17 protein-coding genes, 1 tRNA gene and 1 pseudogene are annotated in these 21,005 nt (G+C 55.8%); all 19 read right to left on the bottom strand.

Annotation, left to right across the window (positions count from 1 at the left end; genetic code table 11):
* On the bottom strand, positions 1 to 447 hold a 447-nt coding region (locus BFP70_RS18720), incomplete at its 3' end, for a GTP-binding protein (RefSeq protein ID WP_141693276.1).
* A 68-nt stretch (positions 448 to 515) separates the two neighbouring features.
* The gene (fusA, locus tag BFP70_RS18715) at positions 516 to 2,633 is read right to left on the bottom strand and encodes an elongation factor G (protein WP_066013408.1); all 2,118 of its coding nucleotides are present in this window, start codon (positions 2,631 to 2,633) and stop codon (positions 516 to 518) included.
* Between the two features lie 21 nt (positions 2,634 to 2,654).
* On the bottom strand, positions 2,655 to 3,125 hold the full coding sequence (gene rpsG, locus BFP70_RS18710; RefSeq protein ID WP_066013406.1) for a 30S ribosomal protein S7: 471 nt from the start codon (positions 3,123 to 3,125) through the stop codon (positions 2,655 to 2,657).
* Between the two features lie 12 nt (positions 3,126 to 3,137).
* Complete coding sequence (gene rpsL / locus BFP70_RS18705; RefSeq protein ID WP_038074720.1) at positions 3,138 to 3,509, bottom strand: 30S ribosomal protein S12; 372 nt, start codon at positions 3,507 to 3,509, stop codon at positions 3,138 to 3,140.
* Positions 3,510 to 3,757: 248 nt separating this feature from the next.
* Positions 3,758 to 4,498 (bottom strand): phosphatase PAP2 family protein, encoded by a 741-nt coding sequence (locus tag BFP70_RS18700; RefSeq protein WP_066013404.1) that lies wholly within the window; start codon positions 4,496 to 4,498, stop codon positions 3,758 to 3,760.
* A complete protein-coding gene (locus BFP70_RS18695; protein ID WP_083217617.1) occupies positions 4,485 to 5,915 on the bottom strand; it encodes a glycosyltransferase family 39 protein in 1,431 nt (476 codons plus the stop codon). Before BFP70_RS18695 ends, BFP70_RS18700 begins: the two co-directional genes overlap by 14 nt.
* On the bottom strand, positions 5,893 to 6,195 hold the full coding sequence (locus tag BFP70_RS18690; protein WP_141693275.1) for a lipid-A-disaccharide synthase N-terminal domain-containing protein: 303 nt from the start codon (positions 6,193 to 6,195) through the stop codon (positions 5,893 to 5,895). The genes BFP70_RS18695 and BFP70_RS18690 overlap by 23 nt, the downstream gene beginning before the upstream one ends.
* A 3-nt stretch (positions 6,196 to 6,198) precedes the next feature.
* Positions 6,199 to 6,951: a glycosyltransferase family 2 protein gene (locus BFP70_RS18685; protein ID WP_066013397.1), complete on the bottom strand. Its 753-nt coding sequence runs from the start codon at positions 6,949 to 6,951 to the stop codon at positions 6,199 to 6,201.
* A 132-nt stretch (positions 6,952 to 7,083) separates the two neighbouring features.
* Complete coding sequence (locus tag BFP70_RS18680) at positions 7,084 to 7,980, bottom strand: DMT family transporter (RefSeq protein ID WP_255356785.1); 897 nt, start codon at positions 7,978 to 7,980, stop codon at positions 7,084 to 7,086.
* A gap of 75 nt (positions 7,981 to 8,055) precedes the next feature.
* Positions 8,056 to 12,291: a DNA-directed RNA polymerase subunit beta' gene (gene rpoC / locus BFP70_RS18675; protein WP_066013393.1), complete on the bottom strand. Its 4,236-nt coding sequence runs from the start codon at positions 12,289 to 12,291 to the stop codon at positions 8,056 to 8,058.
* Positions 12,292 to 12,347: 56 nt separating this feature from the next.
* On the bottom strand, positions 12,348 to 16,484 hold the full coding sequence (gene rpoB / locus BFP70_RS18670) for a DNA-directed RNA polymerase subunit beta (protein WP_066013392.1): 4,137 nt from the start codon (positions 16,482 to 16,484) through the stop codon (positions 12,348 to 12,350).
* A gap of 241 nt (positions 16,485 to 16,725) precedes the next feature.
* A complete protein-coding gene (gene rplL, locus BFP70_RS18665; RefSeq protein WP_066013391.1) occupies positions 16,726 to 17,097 on the bottom strand; it encodes a 50S ribosomal protein L7/L12 in 372 nt (123 codons plus the stop codon).
* Positions 17,098 to 17,166: 69 nt separating this feature from the next.
* Entirely contained in the window at positions 17,167 to 17,679 is a 513-nt protein-coding gene (rplJ, locus tag BFP70_RS18660; RefSeq protein ID WP_066013390.1) for a 50S ribosomal protein L10, read from the bottom strand.
* Positions 17,680 to 18,082: 403 nt separating this feature from the next.
* Positions 18,083 to 18,784, bottom strand: coding sequence for a 50S ribosomal protein L1 (gene rplA / locus BFP70_RS18655; RefSeq protein ID WP_066013387.1), 702 nt, complete (start codon positions 18,782 to 18,784; stop codon positions 18,083 to 18,085).
* Between the two features lie 3 nt (positions 18,785 to 18,787).
* The gene (gene rplK, locus BFP70_RS18650; protein WP_066013385.1) at positions 18,788 to 19,240 is read right to left on the bottom strand and encodes a 50S ribosomal protein L11; all 453 of its coding nucleotides are present in this window, start codon (positions 19,238 to 19,240) and stop codon (positions 18,788 to 18,790) included.
* 91 nt (positions 19,241 to 19,331) lie between these two features.
* Entirely contained in the window at positions 19,332 to 19,874 is a 543-nt protein-coding gene (gene nusG, locus BFP70_RS18645; protein WP_066013383.1) for a transcription termination/antitermination protein NusG, read from the bottom strand.
* Between the two features lie 202 nt (positions 19,875 to 20,076).
* Positions 20,077 to 20,259, bottom strand: coding sequence for a preprotein translocase subunit SecE (secE, locus tag BFP70_RS18640; RefSeq protein WP_066013379.1), 183 nt, complete (start codon positions 20,257 to 20,259; stop codon positions 20,077 to 20,079).
* A gap of 186 nt (positions 20,260 to 20,445) precedes the next feature.
* Positions 20,446 to 20,521: transfer RNA gene (locus tag BFP70_RS18635), tRNA-Trp, on the bottom strand.
* A 158-nt stretch (positions 20,522 to 20,679) separates the two neighbouring features.
* Positions 20,680 to 21,005, bottom strand: a pseudogene (tuf, locus tag BFP70_RS18630) (elongation factor Tu); the annotation flags it as partial.

The raw sequence follows: 21,005 nt of genomic DNA, 5'->3' as shown, positions 1-21,005 counted from the left end.
GATTTCCATCTCGACCAGCTCAAGAAGCTCTTCGTCGTCAACCTGGTCAACCTTGTTCATGTACACAACCATGGTCGGAATACCAACCTGGCGGCCCAACAAGATGTGCTCACGCGTCTGCGGCATCGGGCCGTCAGCTGCGTTAACAACCAAGATCGCGCCGTCCATCTGCGCCGCACCGGTGATCATGTTCTTAACATAGTCAGCGTGGCCGGGGCAGTCGACGTGCGCGTAGTGACGCGTTTCCGTCTCATACTCAACGTGTGCCGTCGAGATCGTGATACCACGGGCTTTCTCTTCTGGCGCGCCATCAATCTGGTCATATGCCTTGAAGTCACCAAAATATTTGGTGATCGCTGCCGTCAGCGTGGTTTTACCGTGGTCAACGTGGCCGATCGTGCCGATGTTGACGTGCGGCTTGTTACGTTCAAACTTTGCCTTTGCCATAATGGCCTCCTGTCTCGCATATGATGAAAGGATGCGCCCAGCGGGGGAAACCACTGGGCGCTGTTTCATCACGCGTATTGCTTCTGGATCTCGTCAGAGATGTTTTGCGGTACCGGCTCGTAGTGATCGAACAGCATCGTAAAGACGGCGCGGCCCGAAGACATCGAACGCAGGTTGTTGATGTAGCCGAACATATTCGCCAGCGGCACGAAGGAGTTAATGACAACTGCGTTGCCGCGGCTGTCCTGTCCTTGCACCTGACCACGACGTGAGGTCAGGTCGCCAATGATCGAACCGGTGTATTCTTCCGGTGTTACGACTTCGACCTTCATCATCGGCTCGAGCAGTTTTGCGCCGGCCTTACGAAGGCCTTCGCGCATCGCTGCACGGGTTGCGATTTCAAAGGCCAGAACCGAGGAGTCAACATCGTGGAATGCACCGTCAACCAGCGCAACCTTGAAGTCGATAACCGGGAAGCCTGCCAACGGACCGGAGTCCATGACCGACTGAATGCCCTTTTCGACACCAGGGATGTATTCTTTCGGAACCGAACCACCGACGATTTTCGACTCGAAGGAATACCCTTCGCCCGGCTCTGTCGGCTGGATGTCAAGTTTGATACGCGCAAACTGACCAGTACCACCGGTCTGCTTCTTGTGCGTGTAATCAATCTCAGCAGCCTGCGAGATGGTCTCACGGTAGGCAACTTGCGGCGCACCGATGTTCGCCTCGACTTTGAATTCCCGCTTCATACGGTCAACAAGGATGTCGAGGTGAAGTTCGCCCATGCCCTTCATGATCGTCTGACCGGACTCGAAGTTTGTCTCGACGCGGAACGAGGGGTCTTCTGCTGCCAAGCGAGCCAGGGCGATACCCATTTTCTCTTGGTCGGCTTTCGACTTTGGCTCGATCGCGATCTCGATAACCGGGTCGGGGAACGACATGGTTTCCAGAACAACGGGGTTTGCCGTGTCACAGATGGTATCACCGGTGGTGGTCTCTTTCAGACCGGCCAGCGCGATGATGTCGCCTGCGAATGCTTCATCGATTTCGTCACGGTTGTTCGAGTGCATCATCATCATACGACCGATGCGCTCTTTACGACCTTTTGTCGCGTTCAGAACCGAGTCACCTTTCTTCATTTTGCCCGAATACAGGCGCGTGAAGGTCAGCGAACCAACGAAGGGGTCGTTCATGATTTTGAACGCAAGGCCCGACAGCGGCTCATCATCGTCAGCGTGACGTGCGATGTTACGCTCTTCGGTCTCATCATCTGGCGAGAAGCCCATGTAAGCAGGGACGTCCAGCGGCGATGGCAAGAAATCGATCACAGCGTTAAGCAAAGGCTGAACGCCTTTGTTTTTGAACGCCGAACCACCCAGAACCGGAACGAAGGACATCGACAACGTGCCCTTACGGACCAGCTTGCGCAGTTCTTCGACCGAAGGCTCTTCGCCTTCCAGATAAGCCATCATGGCTTCGTCGTCTTGCTCAACAGCGTTCTCGATCAGAACCGAACGCCATTCATCGGCGGTCGCTTTCAGATCGTCACGGATTGGTTGACGAATCCAGGCAGCGCCTAGATCTTCGCCTTTCCAGACCCATTCTTCCATCGTGATCAGGTCGACGATGCCTTCCAGCAAGTCTTCCGAACCAATCGGGAAGTTAACCGGAACTGGTGTTGCACCAGTGCGGTCTTTGATCATTTTGACGCAGTTAAAGAAGTCCGCGCCGATCTTGTCCATCTTGTTGACGAAGACCAGACGCGGAACCTTGTAACGGTCGGCCTGACGCCACACTGTCTCGGTTTGCGGCTCAACACCGGCGTTACCGTCGAGCAATGCAACTGCACCGTCCAAAACGGCCAACGAACGTTCAACTTCAATTGTGAAGTCAACGTGGCCGGGGGTGTCGATGATGTTGAAGCGGTGCTTCGGCGTCATCGGTTCGGCACCGTTCTCAGTGCGCTCCCAGAATGTGGTCGTCGCAGCCGAGGTGATGGTGATGCCGCGCTCGGCCTCTTGTTCCATCCAGTCCATGGTTGCCGCACCATCGTGCACTTCGCCAATTTTGTGCGATTTGCCCGTGTAGTACAGAATACGCTCAGTCGTCGTGGTTTTACCCGCGTCGATGTGCGCCATGATCCCGAAGTTACGGTATTGGTTAAGCGGATATTCGCGAGCCATAGTGGCGTCCTTCCGTTGTGCTTACCAGCGGTAGTGGCTGAACGCTTTGTTGGCGTCGGCCATCTTGTGCGTGTCTTCGCGCTTTTTAACAGCGGTACCGCGCGAGTTAACAGCATCGAGAAGCTCGCCTGCAAGGCGCTCTTCCATGGTGTTTTCGTTGCGGGCACGAGCTGCGTTGATCAACCAGCGGATAGCCAAGGCTTCGCGGCGGATCGGGCGCACTTCGACTGGAACCTGATAGGTCGCACCACCAACACGGCGGGAGCGAACCTCAACAGCTGGCTTCACGTTCTCGAGTGCTTCGTGGAACACTTCGATCGGCTCACGCTTCAGCTTGCCTTCAACGCGATCAAGCGCGTTGTAGACGATCTTTTCGGCAACAGATTTCTTGCCGTCGATCATCAGGTTATTCATGAATTTAGTCAGAACGCGGTCACCAAACTTGGCGTCCGGCAGAACTTCGCGCTTAACAGCGGCGTGACGACGTGACATGTCGACCTCTCCTTATTTCGGACGCTTCGCGCCGTATTTCGAACGACGCTGACGGCGATCTTTAACACCTTGGGTATCCAACACACCGCGCAGGATGTGATAACGGACACCCGGAAGGTCTTTCACACGGCCGCCACGGATAAGCACAACGGAGTGCTCCTGGAGGTTGTGCTTTTCGCCCGGAATGTAGGAGATGACCTCGAAGCCATTCGTCAGACGCACTTTGGCGACTTTACGCATAGCGGAGTTCGGTTTCTTCGGCGTGGTTGTGTACACACGCGTGCAAACGCCACGCTTTTGCGGGCATTCTTGAAGGTGCTGCGACTTTGAGCGCTTCACCTTGGGCTGCCGCGGTTTGCGGATCAGCTGTTGGATCGTCGGCATTCGGTTCCCCGTTCGCTTCGGTTGTCAATACTCGCAGCCGATTGGCTGCGCCACTTCTCGACAGCGTACGCGCCCAATCGCGTAAACGCCTAAATCGTCTCTGACTTTCCCAATGGGGCAGACGGAAACGCCGAAAGCCAGAAGATCGGGACAAGGGGGCCCGGAGTAAATCCACTGATTTTCGAGAACCCTTCGGACATACTTCGCCCTAGGGGATGCGCGGCGTATAGGCGGGTTCGGTAGGCTTGTCAACCGCGCCGAATGCGCCGACGCACCAACGCATGAACGCTGCTCGCCCAATGAGCATTGAGAAAACCGTAAAGCACCCATGCTACGCTTAGGACAACCAACGCCGCGAAGACCGTATCCGATGCAAAGTGCCGACCATCGACGATTCTCTGGGCGCAAATGAACCCAGTGATGAAAACCGCAACGGCGCGACCAAAATAGATCGTCCACGGCTGCATGTGCCTGCGCCACAGCTCTAACCCCATCCAGATCAGTAAGCTCAGCACAACAGCTGCCGCCACTTCGCCCGAGACAAACGAACAGTTCCGGCTGCACTGGTCAGACAGTTGCAGCACCGGCGTAAAGGTTAGCTCGCCGCCAAACTCTTCGATCTTATAGGGACGTGCACGGCCAGAATAGGCCTTCAATATGCCATTAACGATGATCACTGGCCCAAGAAGATACAGCCAAAACACATAGGCCCAGCCCCGTGCCGAAACCCGCAATACCGGCCGTGCGATCTTGCGCGCCAACGCCCATAGCGGGATTGAAACCAAGAACAAAATAATCGACAGATCCCAGATCCGCAGCCGAAGCCATTCCCATGACGCCGGCACTAACCCGCCAAAGCCATGACCGGTCCGATAGGGCAACGCCGCGATCCACAGATCAACCTCCGGCGCGCCACGAAACAGCGCAGTCGCTGCGATCCATCCTATCAGCAGCCAAATACCGGTTTTACGCAGATCAACCTCCGGCATTCAAACACCCTGCACTCACTCGCCACACCGAAAGGTTATGGCCAGACCACGCGCCAAGATTGGGCAAATTTGCCACATGGTATGCCGGGGCATAACATTGCGGCGCATCCCGCGCGACCATCAGCACCTCGCCGCGATACTCTGTCGGCAACGGGTGCATCTGCTCATAGTAATTATGCGCCCGCCCCTGCGGTTGTGGCGCCCAGATCGTGACATCCAGCCCCTGGCCTGCGTGGAACAGATCTGCCAGGATATCACGCGATTGCGCATAAACGGGCAGGCCCTGCCCCTGCGCAATATCCAAGATCGCGGCACTTTGCTCTTCGCGGCCCAGATAGCGTTTCATCAACGGCTGGCCCTTCCATTCGGGCCAAGGGGCGAGAACCGTCAGCACCGGCAACATTACAGCAATCACCAGATTGATCCCCAGCGCAATCTTCAGCCACCGTGGACGCAGCACCAACACCACCAGAACTGTACCGGCGAAATAGGTCGCAACCGCCCAGTTGGCATAGGCTTTGTCTAGGAACGCCTGCACCAGCACCACCAGCAACGGCGGAAACGACAGCATGATCAGGCCGCGCGTCACCGGATTTCGCACCGCGCCATAGCCCAGCAAAAGCCCAACCATCGTCACTGGACCGAAAACCGCGAATTGGCTAAAGAAAAACTCGGCGAGTGAGCCCCAATTCAGCTGCGCCCCGTCGCGCACCCAACCTGCGTTATCCATCGTATGTTCGACGGTGGTCAGATCATGCGACAGATTCCACAGCACATTGGGCGCAATCACGATCGCGGCACAGATCGCCATCACCAACACCTGCAGCACTGTCACGCGATACGCGTTTGATACCAATGCAGCCAGGCCCATGCCGGGTATCAGATAAATTGCGGCATATTTTGACATAAACGCCGCACCGCCACACAGACCCGCAAATGCTGCATCACGCAGCCCGCTGCCCTGCGCCGCCCGGACAAAAAACAACAATGCGCCCGCGTAAAATGGTGCCATCACCGTATCGGTTGAGATCAGCAAAGATCCCACCGCAACGAAGGGCAAGGTGACGTAGAGCGCGGCCGCCCACAGCCCCGCCCGGCCATCTGCAAGCCGTGCCGCCAGCGTACCTAAGAGCAGTGCCGTGATCCCATGTAAAATTGCCCCGGGCATCCGGATCCAGAACATACTGTCCGATCCTGCCAGATCCGTCACCCCACGCAGCAACCAACCAATAAATGGCGGTTTGGAATAATATCCAAAATCAAGGTGCTGCCCCCAATACCAATATTGGGTCTCATCCACGAACAACTGTGTTTGGTTGAATGCTAATAAGATCAGCCGCAAAACGGTGATCGCAACGACGAAGGCAACGGCTTTGCGACGCCAGGCCGACGACTCAGCTGGATTTACGCTTTGCATGGATCAACCATAGGTTCCGAGAATAAATAATCACACCAAGGGATTGCCCCAAGACAAAAACCGGGTCCTGACGATGCACGGCATAGCTTAGCAACATCAGCCCCCCCGCCAAGGAGAAATACCAAAATGCCACCGGCATTACGGATTCCTTCACGCGCTCGGATGCGATCCATTGCACGATGAACCGTGCGGTAAACATCAGCTGCGCAGCAAGGCCAAACACAACCCACCACAGCTCTGCCTGAGTCTCGACATGCAAGACATTCATGATCCAGTCCATTGATCAGACCTCCTGCGTTTGGCGTGATCGGATTACTTCGGTCGGGCATTGTTTTTTGCGACGGCGCAGCAGCCAGGCCACCCCGGCCAAATCCACTATCCCCACCAGACCGCGCTGCCAATTTGTGTATTTCGATGCACCTCCGCCGCGCGAACGATGGCTGACATCCACCAATGTCACCGCCAGACCTTCACGCGCAAATAACGCGGGCAGGTAGCGATGCATGTGATCGAAATAGGGCAACGTCAGAAATTCATCGCGGCGAAAGGCCTTCAACCCGCAGCCTGTATCGCGCGTGCCGTCTTGCAGCACCTTGGCCCGAACGGCATTGGCAAATTTCGATGCATAGCGTTTGGACAGCGTATCTTGCCGACCGACCCGCTGCCCGGCGACCAAGCCACGCGCGCCCTCTACCTGCAGCGGGGCCATAAGCTTTGGCAGCTCGCATGGGGGGTTTTGCCCATCCCCATCTAAGGTGCAGATAATCGGCGCCCGCGCTGCAAGCGTGCCGCTATGGACCGCCGCGCTTTGCCCGCCAGAAACATCATTTCGCAACACCCGTAACTGCGGCTGGATCGACATGCGCTTTTCCAGGATGGCGCCCATCCCATCGTCGGATCCATCATCGACCACAATCACCTCATAGGCGCAAACCGGTGCGCAAGCGGCGTGGATCTCGTCCAGCAACGGTAGGATATTCTCGGCCTCATTTTTGGCTGGAATCACAACGGACACCTGTGGGGAAACGTCGGGCATGGCGCGGATATCCTGTTAGGTCTGGGCGATAACGGCTCCGGTTCAGCACGGATTCGTGTCAACGCGACGACATTTGCGCGGGTTTTCAACCCATGCCCCCGGTTTGTCAATAAAAACGCGTAAAACGGGTCATCACACCCGGTCTGTCTGTGGCGGCAAGGGCGGAGTGCCACCCGATCGCGACTCACGGAAGAAGGTGAACAGGCCAGTTGCCACCACAATCGCCGCCCCCACCAGGGTCAATGGGCCCGGAACTTCTTGGAAGAACACAAACCCCAGAATCAGTGCGATGACCAACGAGACATATCGCACCGGAGAAATCACCGCGATGTCGCCAATTCGCATGGCGGCCACCACGCCCAGATAGCCGACCATAACCAGGCAAGCCGAGCCGATAATCAACCCCGCCTGCCCAGCGTTGAGCATCTGCCACGGCGCGGTCAGTGACATGGCGCCCGCCGCTGCCATGATCCCGGCAGAAGTCAGCGCGGCAACAAAGGCCGTGGACATTTTGGACGAGATAAGACGGGTAGACAGATCGCGCAGGACCACAAACGCCACGGCCAAAAGCGCCAGCAAGGCCGGCGCACCAAAAGCATCCGATCCGGGCCGCACGATCAGCAAGACACCGCCAAAACCGATCATAATCGCAATAAGACGACGCGGACCGATAGGTTGTTTCAAAATCACAGCCGCAGCCAAAGTGACTGCCAAAGGCTGCACCTGCACAATCGCGGTCGCCGTTCCAAGGCTCAATAAAGACAGTGCCGATAGAAAGGCAAATGTAACGCCGATATCGCCCAGAATGCGCAGCGCGATCAGCCCGCGGTCGCGCCCTTGGGGCAGATGCACCGGCACTGCACTGCGGCACGCAATCACTCCAAGCCCGATCGTCATCAAGATGTGGCGCAAAAAGATCACCTGAAACAATGGCAGCTCTTGTGTGATCTGCTTCATAATCGTGTCGGAGACAACGAAACCCGACATCCCAATGATCATAATTAAGATCCCGCGCGCGTTGTCTGACACGTTCCACCTCAAGAAAAAGGCCCCGCACAATGCGGGGCCTTTTAACAGTGTCAGTGATTGTCGACAATCACAAGGTCAGTCGCGGCTTTCCGGGGTTGAGACAGGGCCGAAATCTGCCACTTCCTCATCCATTGGCATCGGTGCCGCTAGTGCTGCAGCCTGTTCGGCCTCTGCACGTTTGGTATCGACGACCAGACCGTCACGCTCTGCCGCGATCTTGCGAACACGCGTGGTTGCCCCACCCGTCCCTGCTGGGATCAGACGACCAACGATCACGTTCTCTTTCAGACCGACCAGCTTGTCGCGCTTACCTTGGACCGAGGCTTCGGTAAGAACGCGTGTCGTTTCCTGGAACGACGCTGCCGAGATAAAGGAGCGAGTCTGCAACGACGCTTTGGTGATGCCCAGAAGCACGGGTTCACCATGCGCCGGACGACCGCCACGGGCCGCAATCTTCTCATTCGCCTCGTCGAATTCTGCCTTATCCACGTTTTCGCCTTTCAGCAGCGTGGTATCGCCAGAATCCAAGATCTCGATCTTTTGCAGCATCTGGCGAACGATCACCTCGATGTGCTTGTCGTTGATCTTCACGCCCTGCAGACGATAGACGTCTTGCACTTCGTCGATGAGGTAATCGGCCAAGGCCTCAATCCCCATGATGCGCAAAATGTCGTGCGGCGCAGGGTTGCCGTCCATGATGTAGTCACCCTTCTGCACGAAGTCGCCTTCTTGCACCGGGATGTGCTTGCCTTTCGGCACCATGTATTCAACCGCTTCAAGACCCTCGTCACGCGGATCAATCGCGATCCGACGCTTGTTCTTATAGTCTTTGCCAAAGCGGACATAGCCATCAATTTCAGCGATGATCGCGTGATCCTTCGGACGACGGGCTTCGAACAATTCAGCAACACGCGGCAGACCACCGGTGATGTCTTTTGTTTTCGCACCTTCACGCGGAATACGTGCAACCACGTCACCGGCTTTTACGTCCTGACCATCCTCAATCGACAAAATCGCGTCGACCGACATCGGATACGTCACAGGATTGCCCGCATCATTACGCACCGGCTCGCCATCTTGATCAACGATGATCACTTCCGGCTTCAGGTCATTGCCCTTAGGCGCAGACCGCCAATCGGACACGATACGCTGCGTCATACCGGTTGCATCATCGGTGTCCTCACGGACCGAGATACCCGATACAAGATCGACGAATTTCGCACGGCCCGGCTTATCCGCGATGATCGGCAGGGTATAGGGATCCCATTCGAACAGCTTATCGCCGCGCTTCACGTCCTGCCCTTCGGTTACATGCAGCTTGGTGCCGTAACCGACCTTGTGACCGGCCAGTTCTTCACCATGCTCATTGACGATCTGGACCTGCATATTCCGGCCCATAACGATCGCATCACCGGCTTCGTTGGTCAGCAAGTTCTCGTTTTTGAACGCGATCTTACCGGCCTGCGATGCCTCCAGGAAGGATTGCGAACCACCCTGAGCAATACCGCCAATGTGGAATGTCCGCATCGTCAGCTGTGTGCCAGGTTCACCGATGGATTGCGCCGCGATGATACCCACCGCTTCGCCTTGGTTGACCATCGTGCCGCGCGCAAGGTCACGACCGTAGCAAAGCGCGCAAACGCCCTCTTCGGCCTCACAGGTCAATGCCGAACGCATGCGGATCGACAACACGCCCGCCTGTTCGATCTGATCTGCCTTACGCTCGTCGATCAGCTCGTTGCGGCGAACCAGCACCTCATCCGAACCCGGAACCAGAACATCATCCGCAGCCACACGGCCCAGAATACGTTCTGACAACGGCGCGACAACCTCACCATCATTGACGGCGGCCGACGCATTGATCGCCTGCTCTGTCCCGCAATCATGCGCACGCACGATGCAGTCCTGCGCAACATCCACCAGACGACGTGTCAGGTAACCGGAGTTTGCTGTCTTCAAAGCCGTATCTGCCAGACCCTTACGGGCACCGTGTGTTGAGTTAAAATACTCAAGAACGGACAGACCTTCCTTAAAGTTCGAGATAATCGGCGTTTCGATGATCTCGCCCGATGGTTTCGCCATCAGACCGCGCATACCACCCAGCTGCTTCATCTGAGCGGGCGAGCCACGCGCACCGGAGTGCGACATCATGTAGACCGAGTTCGGCTCTTTCTCCATGCCCGCATCCGTGACGCGAACCGCAGAAATTTCCTTCATCATCTCGCCAGCGACGGCGTCAGAACATTTCGACCAAGCATCGACAACTTTGTTATATTTCTCGCCCTGAGTGATAAGGCCGTCCATATATTGTTGTTCGAATTCCTTAACCTGATCGCGAACGTCATTAACGATCGGCCATTTGGTGTCCGGAATAACCATGTCGTCTTTACCGAACGAGATACCCGCGCGGAATGCTTCCTTGAAGCCCATCGACATGATCTGGTCACAGAAGATGACCGACTCTTTTTGTCCGCAATACCGGTAAACGGTATCGATGACGTTCTGCACGTCTTTCTTACGCAGCAAACGGTTGACCAGTTCAAACGGCGCTTTTGCGTTCAACGGCAATAGCGCGCCCAAACGGGTCCGGCCCGGCGTCGTATCAAAGACGCGATAGACCTCATTGCCGGTTTCGTCGATCTGCGCCACACGGCATTTGATCTTCGCGTGCAGATGCACTTCGCCGGCATTAAGTGCCTGATCAACCTCATCGATGGACGAGAAGACCATGCCTTCACCTTGCAGACCCTTACGTTCCATCGTCACGTAATACAGGCCCAAGATCATATCCTGCGACGGAACAATGATCGGTGCGCCGTTTGCAGGCGACAGAACGTTATTCGTCGACATCATCAACACGCGTGCTTCCAGCTGCGCTTCCAGCGACAGCGGAACGTGAACAGCCATCTGGTCACCGTCAAAGTCAGCGTTAAACGCCGAGCAGACCAGCGGGTGAAGCTGAATAGCCTTACCTTCGATCAGCTGCGGTTCAAACGCTTGAATGCCCAGACGGTGCAGCGTGGGAGCACGGTTCAAAAGAACCGGATGCTCGCGAATAACCTCGTCAAGAATATCCCAAACTTCAGGACGCTCTTTTTCGACCAGCTTTTTCGCCTGCTTCACGGTAGAGGACAAACCTTTGGCCTCTAGACGGGAGTAGATGAACGGCTTGAACAATTCCAATGCCATCTTCTTGGGAAGACCACATTGATGCAGTTTCAACTCCGGGCCGGTCACAATGACCGAACGGCCAGAGAAGTCGACGCGTTTCCCCAAAAGGTTCTGACGGAAACGACCCTGCTTACCCTTCAACATGTCCGACAGCGACTTCAGCGGGCGTTTATTGGTGCCCGTGATGACGCGGCCGCGACGACCGTTATCGAACAACGCATCCACAGATTCCTGCAGCATACGCTTTTCGTTACGCACGATGATATCGGGCGCACGCAATTCGATCAGGCGCTTCAAGCGGTTGTTCCGGTTGATCACCCGGCGATACAGATCATTCAGATCCGAAGTCGCAAAACGGCCACCATCCAACGGAACCAGCGGACGCAGTTCCGGTGGGATCACTGGCAGAACCGTCAGAATCATCCACTCCGGGCGGTTGCCTGATTCTAGGAACGATTCAACGATCTTCAAACGTTTGATGATCTTCTTGGGCTTCAATTCACCGGTGGCTTCTTTCAGTTCTTCGCGCAATTGCTCGGCTGTCGCTTCCAGATCGATGCCTTGCAGCATCTCACGGATCGCTTCAGCACCGATATTTGCGGTGAAAGCGTCTGCACCATAGGTGTCTTGAGCGTCCAGATACTCATCTTCAGTCATCAGCTGACCGTAGTTTAGATCTGTTAGGCCCGGTTCGATCACGACGTAATTTTCAAAGTACAGAATACGTTCCAGATCGCGCAGCGTGCAGTCCAGCATCAGGCCGATGCGCGATGGCAACGACTTAAGGAACCAGATATGCGCGCAAGGTGCGGCCAGCTCGATATGGCCCATCCGCTCCCGGCGGACCTTTTGCAGCGTGACTTCAACACCACATTTTTCGCAGACAACGCCGCGATATTTCATGCGCTTATACTTGCCGCATAGGCATTCATAATCTTTGATCGGGCCAAAGATACGCGCACAGAACAGGCCGTCACGTTCGGGTTTGAACGTCCGGTAGTTGATGGTTTCGGGCTTCTTGATCTCGCCGAAGGACCACGAGAGGATCCGTTCGGGCGACGCCAGAGACACCTTGATCTCGTCAAACTGCTTGGGCTGTGCCAGCGGGTTGAACGGATTGGATGTGATTTCCTGGTTCATCTGAAAATCCTTGTTAGGGGGCAGCAGAGGCGGGGGAAAGTAAGAGGCATAGCCCCTTACTCTTCATCCTCCGCATCCAGGAGTTCCATATTGAGGCCCAAACCGCGGACCTCTTTGACGAGAACGTTGAACGATTCCGGAACACCGGCTTCGAAGTTGTCCTCACCTTTGACGATCGACTCGTAAACCTTGGTCCGACCCGCAACGTCATCCGACTTCACCGTCAGCATTTCCTGCAGGGTGTAGGCGGCGCCATATGCCTCAAGGGCCCAGACTTCCATCTCACCCAGACGCTGACCACCGAACTGTGCCTTACCACCCAGCGGCTGCTGCGTAACAAGCGAGTACGGACCGGTCGAACGGGCGTGCATCTTGTCATCGACAAGGTGATGCAACTTCAGGAAGTATTTGACGCCAACGGTGACCTTACGCGCGAATTGCTCGCCGGTGCGGCCGTCAAAGACAACAGACTGACCAGACGTATCGAAGCCAGCGCGACGCAATGCGTCATCAATGTCTTCTTCCTTGGCACCGTCGAAGACCGGGGTCGCGATCGGAACGCCCATGCGAACGGCATCTGCCGATTCCAAGAAGCGCTCGTCTTCCATATCGGAAAACGCTTCTTCATAGGTCTCGTCGCCGTAGCCGTGACGCATCGCTTCACGCACAGGGGTCATATCGCCAGTGCGACGATAATCCTGCAACGCTTCGTCGATGCGCAGACCCAAGCCGCGCGCGGCCCAACCCATATGGGTTTCAAGGATCTGACCAACGTTCATCCGCGATGGAACGCCCAGCGGGTTCAGCACCAGGTCGACCGGGGTGCCATCAGCCAAGAACGGCATGTCTTCAGCCGGAACGACTTTCGACACAACACCCTTGTTCCCGTGACGACCGGCCATCTTATCGCCGGCCTGAAGCTTACGCTTCACAGCCACGAACACCTTGACCATCTTCATCACGCCCGGAGGCAGATCGTCGCCCTGACGGACTTTCTCGACCTTGTCTTCGAACCGCAGATCCAAGGCGCGTTTCTGGGCTTCGAACTGATCGTTCAAAGCTTCGACCTCTTTGGCGTCCGCCTCGTCTTCAAGGGCAAGCTGCCAATATTGGCCACGCGACAATGTTTCCAGCAATTCCGGTGTGATTTCCGCGCCAGGCTTGATACCTTTTGGGCCTTTCACAGCGATCTTACCGATGATCAACGACCGCAAGCGGGCATAGATGTTGCGCTCCAAGATGACCAATTCGTCATCACGGTCACGCGACAGGCGCTCGACTTCTTCACGCTCGATCTGCAAAGCACGTTCGTCTTTTTCGACGCCGTGACGGTTGAACACACGAACTTCCACGATCGTCCCATAGGCACCCGGCGGCAAACGCATCGACGTATCGCGAACGTCGGACGCTTTCTCACCGAAGATAGCGCGCAGAAGTTTTTCTTCTGGCGTCATCGGGCTTTCGCCCTTCGGTGTGATCTTACCAACCAGAATGTCACCCGGACCAACTTCGGCACCGATATACACAACACCAGCTTCATCGAGGTTGCGCAGTGCTTCTTCACCAACGTTGGGAATATCCCGCGTGATTTCCTCTGGGCCCAACTTCGTATCGCGCGCCGCAACTTCGTATTCATCGATGTGGATCGAGGTGAACACGTCGTCTTTGTGGATACGCTCCGAGATCAGGATAGAGTCTTCGTAGTTATAGCCGTTCCAAGGCATGAACGCGACAACCACGTTGCGACCAATCGCCAATTCGCCCTGATCCGTTGATGGACCATCCGCGATGACCTCATTGGTCTGCACCTTATCGCCAACTTTGACCAACGGACGTTGGTTGATGGTGGACGATTGGTTAGAACGCTTAAACTTGCGCAGACGATAGATGTCCACGCCCGGATCGCCCGGCTCAAGGTTCTCGGTCGCACGCACAACAATACGCGCCGCATCAACCTGATCGATGATACCGCCGCGGGTCGCCATGATCGCAGCGCCGGAATCCCGGGCAACGATGGCTTCCATACCGGTGCCGACATAAGGCGCATCAGCCTTCAGCAACGGAACCGCCTGACGCTGCATGTTCGCACCCATCAAGGCACGGTTAGCATCGTCATTTTCAAGGAACGGAATCAACGCCGCACCGACCGACACCAGCTGTTTCGGCGAAACGTCGATCAGGTCGACAGCTTCGTTCGGGTTCAGCATGAAATCGCCGGACTGACGGGTCGACACCAGGTCGTTCTTGAACTGGCCTTGTTCGTCCAAATCCGCGTTTGCCTGCGCAACGGTGTGACGCATCTCTTCGGTGGCCGACATATAGACCACGTCATCTGTGACCTTACCGTCGACAACTTTGCGATACGGAGTTTCGATGAAACCGTATTTGTTCACACGCGCGAAGGTGGCCAAAGAGTTGATCAGACCAATGTTCTGACCCTCTGGCGTTTCAATCGGACACATCCGGCCATAGTGGGTCGGGTGAACGTCGCGGACCTCAAAACCGGCACGTTCACGGGTCAGCCCCCCTGGGCCAAGCGCCGAAAGACGGCGTTTATGCGTCACTTCCGACAGCGGGTTGGTTTGGTCCATGAACTGCGACAGCTGCGACGAGCCGAAGAATTCACGAACAGCCGCCGCCGCAGGTTTCGCGTTGATCAGATCTTGCGGCATAACCGTGTCAATCTCAACCGAGGACATACGCTCTTTGATCGCACGTTCCATACGCAGCAGGCCGACACGATACTGATTTTCCATCAGCTCGCCAACCGAACGAACACGACGGTTGCCAAGGTGGTCAATATCGTCGATTTCGCCCTTACCATCACGCAGTTCCACCAAGCCTTTGATACAGGCAATGATGTCTTCTTTGCGCAAGGTGCGCTGTGTATCTGGAACATCCAGATCCAGACGCATGTTCATCTTCACACGCCCAACAGCAGACAGGTCGTAACGCTCGCTATCGAAGAACAGCGTGTCGAACAGGTTCGACGCGGCCTCAACGGTCGGCGGCTCACCCGGACGCATCACACGGTAGATATCCATAAGCGCGGTATCGCGACCCATGTTTTTATCTGCCGCGAGTGTGTTACGGATATACGGACCAACATTGACATTATCGATATCAAGGATTGGGACGTCCGTAATATTATTGTCCAACAGAACTTTGACAGAACCACCGATCAGGTCGCCCTCTTTGTCATATTCTGCGGTCAGCTCGTCACCTGCTTCAATATAGATGAAGCCGGTTTCATCATTGACGATATCCTTGGCGCAATACCGGCCCAAGATATGATCGAACGGCACAAGAAGATCTGTGATCTCTGCATCGTCCTTGATCTTCTTGACCATCCGCGGCGTCATTTTGTCGCCAGCCTTACAGATCACTTCGCCGCTGTTCGCGTCGATCAGATCGAAGGTCGGTCGGGTGCCACGCATACGGTCCGGGAAGAACTTCGTCACCCAGCCAGAGCGGCCTTTTGCGGTATAATCAACGGTATCATAATAGGCATCCATCATGCCTTCTTGATCCAGACCCAGCGCATAAAGCAGCGTCGTCACCGGCAACTTGCGGCGACGGTCGATACGCGCATGGACAAGGTCTTTCGCGTCGAATTCAAAGTCCAGCCACGACCCGCGATACGGGATGATCCGGCACGCAAACAACAGCTTACCCGAGGAGTGGGTTTTGCCACGGTCATGGTCAAAGAACACACCCGGCGAGCGGTGCATCTGGCTCACGATGACACGCTCGGTCCCGTTGACGATGAACGTACCGTTTTTCGTCATGAGCGGCATATCACCCATGAAGACGTCTTGTTCTTTAATATCTTTCACCGACCGCGCGCCGGTGTTCTCATCAATATCAAACACGATCAAACGCAGCGTCACCTTCAAAGGTGCGCTATACGTCATGTCGCGTGCCTGACATTCTTCTACATCGTATTTGGGTTTCTCAAGTTCGTATTTCACGAACTCAAGGATCGCATTATCGTTGAAATCCTTGATCGGGAATACCGATTGGAACACACCCTTAATGCCTTCGCCGTCGAGCGGCATTTCGCCCTCGCCCGACCGGAGGAATAAATCGTAAGATGCCTTCTGAACCTGAATAAGGTTCGGCATTTCAAGGACTTCGCGGATTTTGCCGTAGTAGCGGCGAATGCGCTTCTGACCAACGTAAGCTTGAGCCATGCTCGTCGTCACCTTTCGTCTTTTCGCGTGCGGCGCAGTGTCGGGGCCCACTGCGCAACGCCTGGCGATAAGGGGGGCGGTTCCATACCCGCCATCCGTCCCACCGGATGGCTCCCGAACCGCAAACACCGCCTTGGAAAACGCTTATCATGAAAGCTCTTTCCAAGACAGGTTCGGCTGGGCCCGGATTGCTCCGGGCCCAGCCTTACATTTCAACTCGATGCAGACGCACCGAACCCAATTACTTGAGTTCGACTTTCGCGCCAGCTTCTTCGAGCTTCTTCTTGATCTCTTCGGCTTCTGCTTTGGAAGCGCCTTCTTTGACTTTGCCGCCAGCTTCGACCAGATCTTTGGCTTCTTTCAGGCCCAGACCGGTGATACCGCGAACTTCTTTGATCACGTTGATCTTTTTGTCGCCAGCTTCGACGAGAACGACGTCAAATTCGTCTTTCTCTTCAGCTGCTTCGCCAGCTGCTGCTGGGCCAGCCATCATGACAGCGCCACCGGCTGCTGGCTCGATGCCGTATTCGTCTTTCAGGATGGTTTTCAGTTCCTGTGCTTCCAGGAGGGTCAGACCAACGATTTCTTCCGCGAGTTTCTTCAGATCAGCCATTTTTCAATGTCCTAAGTTGAGTACCTGCACATGGGCGTTCACGCCGCATGGCATGGAATTTGGGTTTGCTTAAGCTGCTTTCTCTTCGATGGTCGAGAGAATGCTTGCGATGTTCGAAGCAGGCGCGCCAATGGCACCGGCGATGTTGGCGGCAGGCGCACCGATACAGCCCACGATGGAAGCAATAAGCTCCTCGCGCGACGGCATAGCGGCGACGGCTTTCACACCAGCAACATCCAGTGCCTGATCTCCCATTGCACCACCAAGGATAACGAGCTTTTCGTTTTCCTTAGCGTAATCGTTGACCACTTTCGCCGCAGCGACAGGATCTTCCGAATACGAGAGAACAGTCATACCCGTGAGGAATTCGGCAATGCTTGCGCACGGCTGATCCACAAGGGCGATCTTGGCGAGCTTGTTCTTGGCAACGCGTACGGACCCGCCTGCTTCACGCATCTTTGCGCGCAGGTCCTGCATCTCTGCAACCGTCAGGCCTTCGTAGCGGGCAACCACTACGACGCCAGAGCTTTCGAAAATCTGGCCGAGTTCCTCGACCACTTTCTCTTTCTGCGCTCTATCCACAGTTACACTCCAAGTTGGGAGGTTTGACCCTCCGGCTCATTTCGCCGGGGCTGACGCCCCGACATCGGGGTCCGCAACGGTCCGTCCAAGATCACCTTTGGGGCTTCATGCAAAGCGCCGAAGAAATCCGGTCCTTCCCGCCTCAGGCAGGGTTTAATAAGATTGCTCTCTACCCACCGTCTCGGACGAATCGCTCACAGTGGCCACGCAAGGCAGCCTCTGGAACAGGTTGGGTGTCTACACCGAAAATCACAGCATGTGAAGACAATAAATTCAAATACTGCGCCACGCCTAAAAACAGCCGAATATCCATCCTTAAAAACCAGCTCCACCCAGATCGCTACAATGAAAAAGGGCGAGCCAACCGGCCCGCCCTTTCCAAATTTCATCAGGGTTGAAACCCTTATTCAGCGCCGGTTGCCGAAGCAAGATCCAGCGTGACGCCCGGACCCATGCTCGAAGACACCGAGATCTTCTTGACATAGGTGCCTTTCGCGCCTGCGGGGCGTGCTTTGGACACGGCGCTCACAAAGGCACGAACGTTCTGGGCCAGCTGCTCTTCAGTAAAGGAAACTTTGCCGATGCCACCGTGAATGACGCCTGCTTTTTCCACTTTGAACTGAACTTCGCCGCCTTTTGCCGCGTCAACGGCCGCTTTCACGTCCATTGTCACGGTGCCGACCTTAGGGTTCGGCATCAGGTTGCGTGGGCCAAGGATCTTACCCAGACGGCCAACGATTGGCATCATGTCCGGGGTTGCGATGCAGCGATCAAAATTGATGTTGCCCGCTTGGATCTGTTCCATCAGGTCTTCGGCACCAACAACATCTGCACCAGCAGCGGTTGCTTCTTCGGCTTTCGGGCCACGTGCGAACACAGCCACACGAACGGTTTTACCGGTGCCATTTGGCAGGGCAACAACGCCACGAACCATCTGGTCTGCGTGACGTGGGTCAACGCCCAGGTTCATCGCGATTTCCAGCGTTTCGTCGAATTTCGCGTTGGCGTTTTGCTTAACCAGAGCAACGGCGTCTTCAACCGAGATCAGGTCTTTGCCTTCGAATGCTGCACGAGCAGCTTGTGTGCGCTTACCGAGCTTTGCCATGACTTAGCCTTTCACCTCGATACCGATCGACTTCGCAGAGCCGAGGATGATGTTCATCGCGCCTTCGATATCGTTGGCGTTCAAATCGGGCATTTTGGCTTCGGCAATTTCACGCACCTGAGCGGCGGTGACAGTTGCAGCGACCACACGGCCAGGCGCCTCAGAGCCCTTCGGACGGTTCCGCTTGCCAACCGGCTTCAGGCCAGCAGCTTGCTTCAAGTAGAACGACGCAGTCGGCTTCTTCAGCTCAAATGTGAAGGATTTGTCGGCGTAGTAGGTGATGACCGTTGGGATCTTCGCCGCTTTGTCGAATTCCTGCGTTTTTGCGTTAAACGCTTTGCAGAATTCCATGATGTTGATTCCGCGCTGACCCAGCGCCGGACCTACGGGCGGGGACGGGTTTGCCGAACCTGCCGCGATTTGCAGCTTCAGCTGCCCAACCACTTTTTTAGCCATTTGGCTTCTCCTATATCACTGTGCCTGCGGGGTGCAGGCAAGTTTAGTGGTTCGGCGCGGGCTCATTCCCAAAACGCCTCCCACAGATCGCTCAGCTCGTTTTCTGAACCTGAGTGAATTCCAATTCGACCGGGGTCGGACGACCAAAGATCGAAACCGTCACTTTCAAACGGCTCGAGACGTCATCAACTTCCTCGACCATGCCCGAGAAGCCTTCGAACGGCCCGTCGGTTACGCTCACATTCTCACCAACTTCGAACCGGATAAGGTTGCGCGGCTCGGCGGTTTCACCCGTGCCTTCGCTGCCGCGGTTCAGCATGCGGTTCACTTCGGCATCCGACATCGGCATCGGCTTGCCGCGGTGGCCCAGGAACCCGGTCACACGGTTGGTGGAGTTAATCAGGTGATAGCCCTGATCGGTCATATCCATCCGCACCAGAACATAGCCCGGCATAAAGCGGCGCTCTGACGTCACTTTCTTGCCGCGACGAATCTCGATGACCTCTTCGGTCGGAACCAGAACTTCTTCGATCTGGTCCTCAAGACCCTTTTCGATCACGGACTGACGGATCTGCTCGGCAACCTTCTTCTCGAAATTCGAGAGAACCATCACCGAATACCAACGCTGCGCCATGCTCGTGTCCCTGCCTTCAGCTATCGGCGCGGATGCACCGTAAATTCAACTTAACCACGCGATTGTCACGCAGCCCCGAAACAAAAAACAAGCGTGCACAACGAATCAATGCACGCCCGTCCCGGATAAGTCCCGCCCCTTTACATCCCAGACCCAACTATTTCAAGGCCTAGACGGATCTCAACAAGGCTTCGCCCGTGTGTCAGCCGATGATTTGGCCCAGACCCAAACGGATCACCCAATCCACCAGCGAAAAAAACAGCGCGGTCAACGCCGTCAGCACCAGCACCATAGCCGAGGTCAGAACGACTTCGCGCTTGCTTGGCCAAGAGACCTTGCCGACTTCGGCGCGGACCTGGCTTAGGAACTGAATCGGGTTTGCCATGCTCGTCTTCCTCTATACCTTACGGCACACCCCCACGCGGTTGTATGCCGGGGGTCACATACGCGCTTGTCGCATCGGTTTCAAGTGTTTTGACCCATGCGGACCGCCGCGCCTGGCGACTGTGCCAACGCCCTAAAATCACATATAAAGAATGTGAATTCAGATTTTAATGTTTGGATTTTTGGCTGGCAGGGGCTGAGGGACTCGAACCCACGACCCTCGGTTTTGGAGACCGATGCTCTACCAACTGAGCTAAACCCCTCCAGCCCGGCCTAATTATGGTGTTCCATCAGGCCCGTCAAGTGGGTTTTGGGCAGGTTTTGCCAATAGCTGACGTTTTCTTTCCATGTGCAAGCCTGCATGCAAAAGGGCCGCCCTGATGGGCGGCCCTTTCGTAGATGTCGTAAGATCTATGACAGATCAGGCGATGATTTTCGACACAACGCCCGCGCCGACGGTACGGCCGCCTTCACGGATTGCGAAGCGCAGACCATCTTCCATCGCGATCGGTGCGATCAGCTCAACTTCAAACTTCAAGTTGTCGCCTGGCATAACCATTTCCGTTCCCTCGGGCAGGTTAACAGTGCCTGTAACATCCGTCGTGCGGAAGTAGAACTGCGGGCGGTAGTTCGCGAAGAACGGCGTGTGACGGCCACCCTCTTCTTTGGTGAGGATATAGGCCTCAGCTTCGAATTTGGTGTGCGGGTTAACCGACTTCGGCTTACACAGAACCTGACCACGCTCAA

Origin of the sequence: Thioclava sp. SK-1 (assembly GCF_001705665.1) — a bacterium.
GTDB lineage: Bacteria > Pseudomonadota > Alphaproteobacteria > Rhodobacterales > Rhodobacteraceae > Thioclava.
This window is presented reverse-complemented; position numbering and strand designations above follow the sequence as displayed.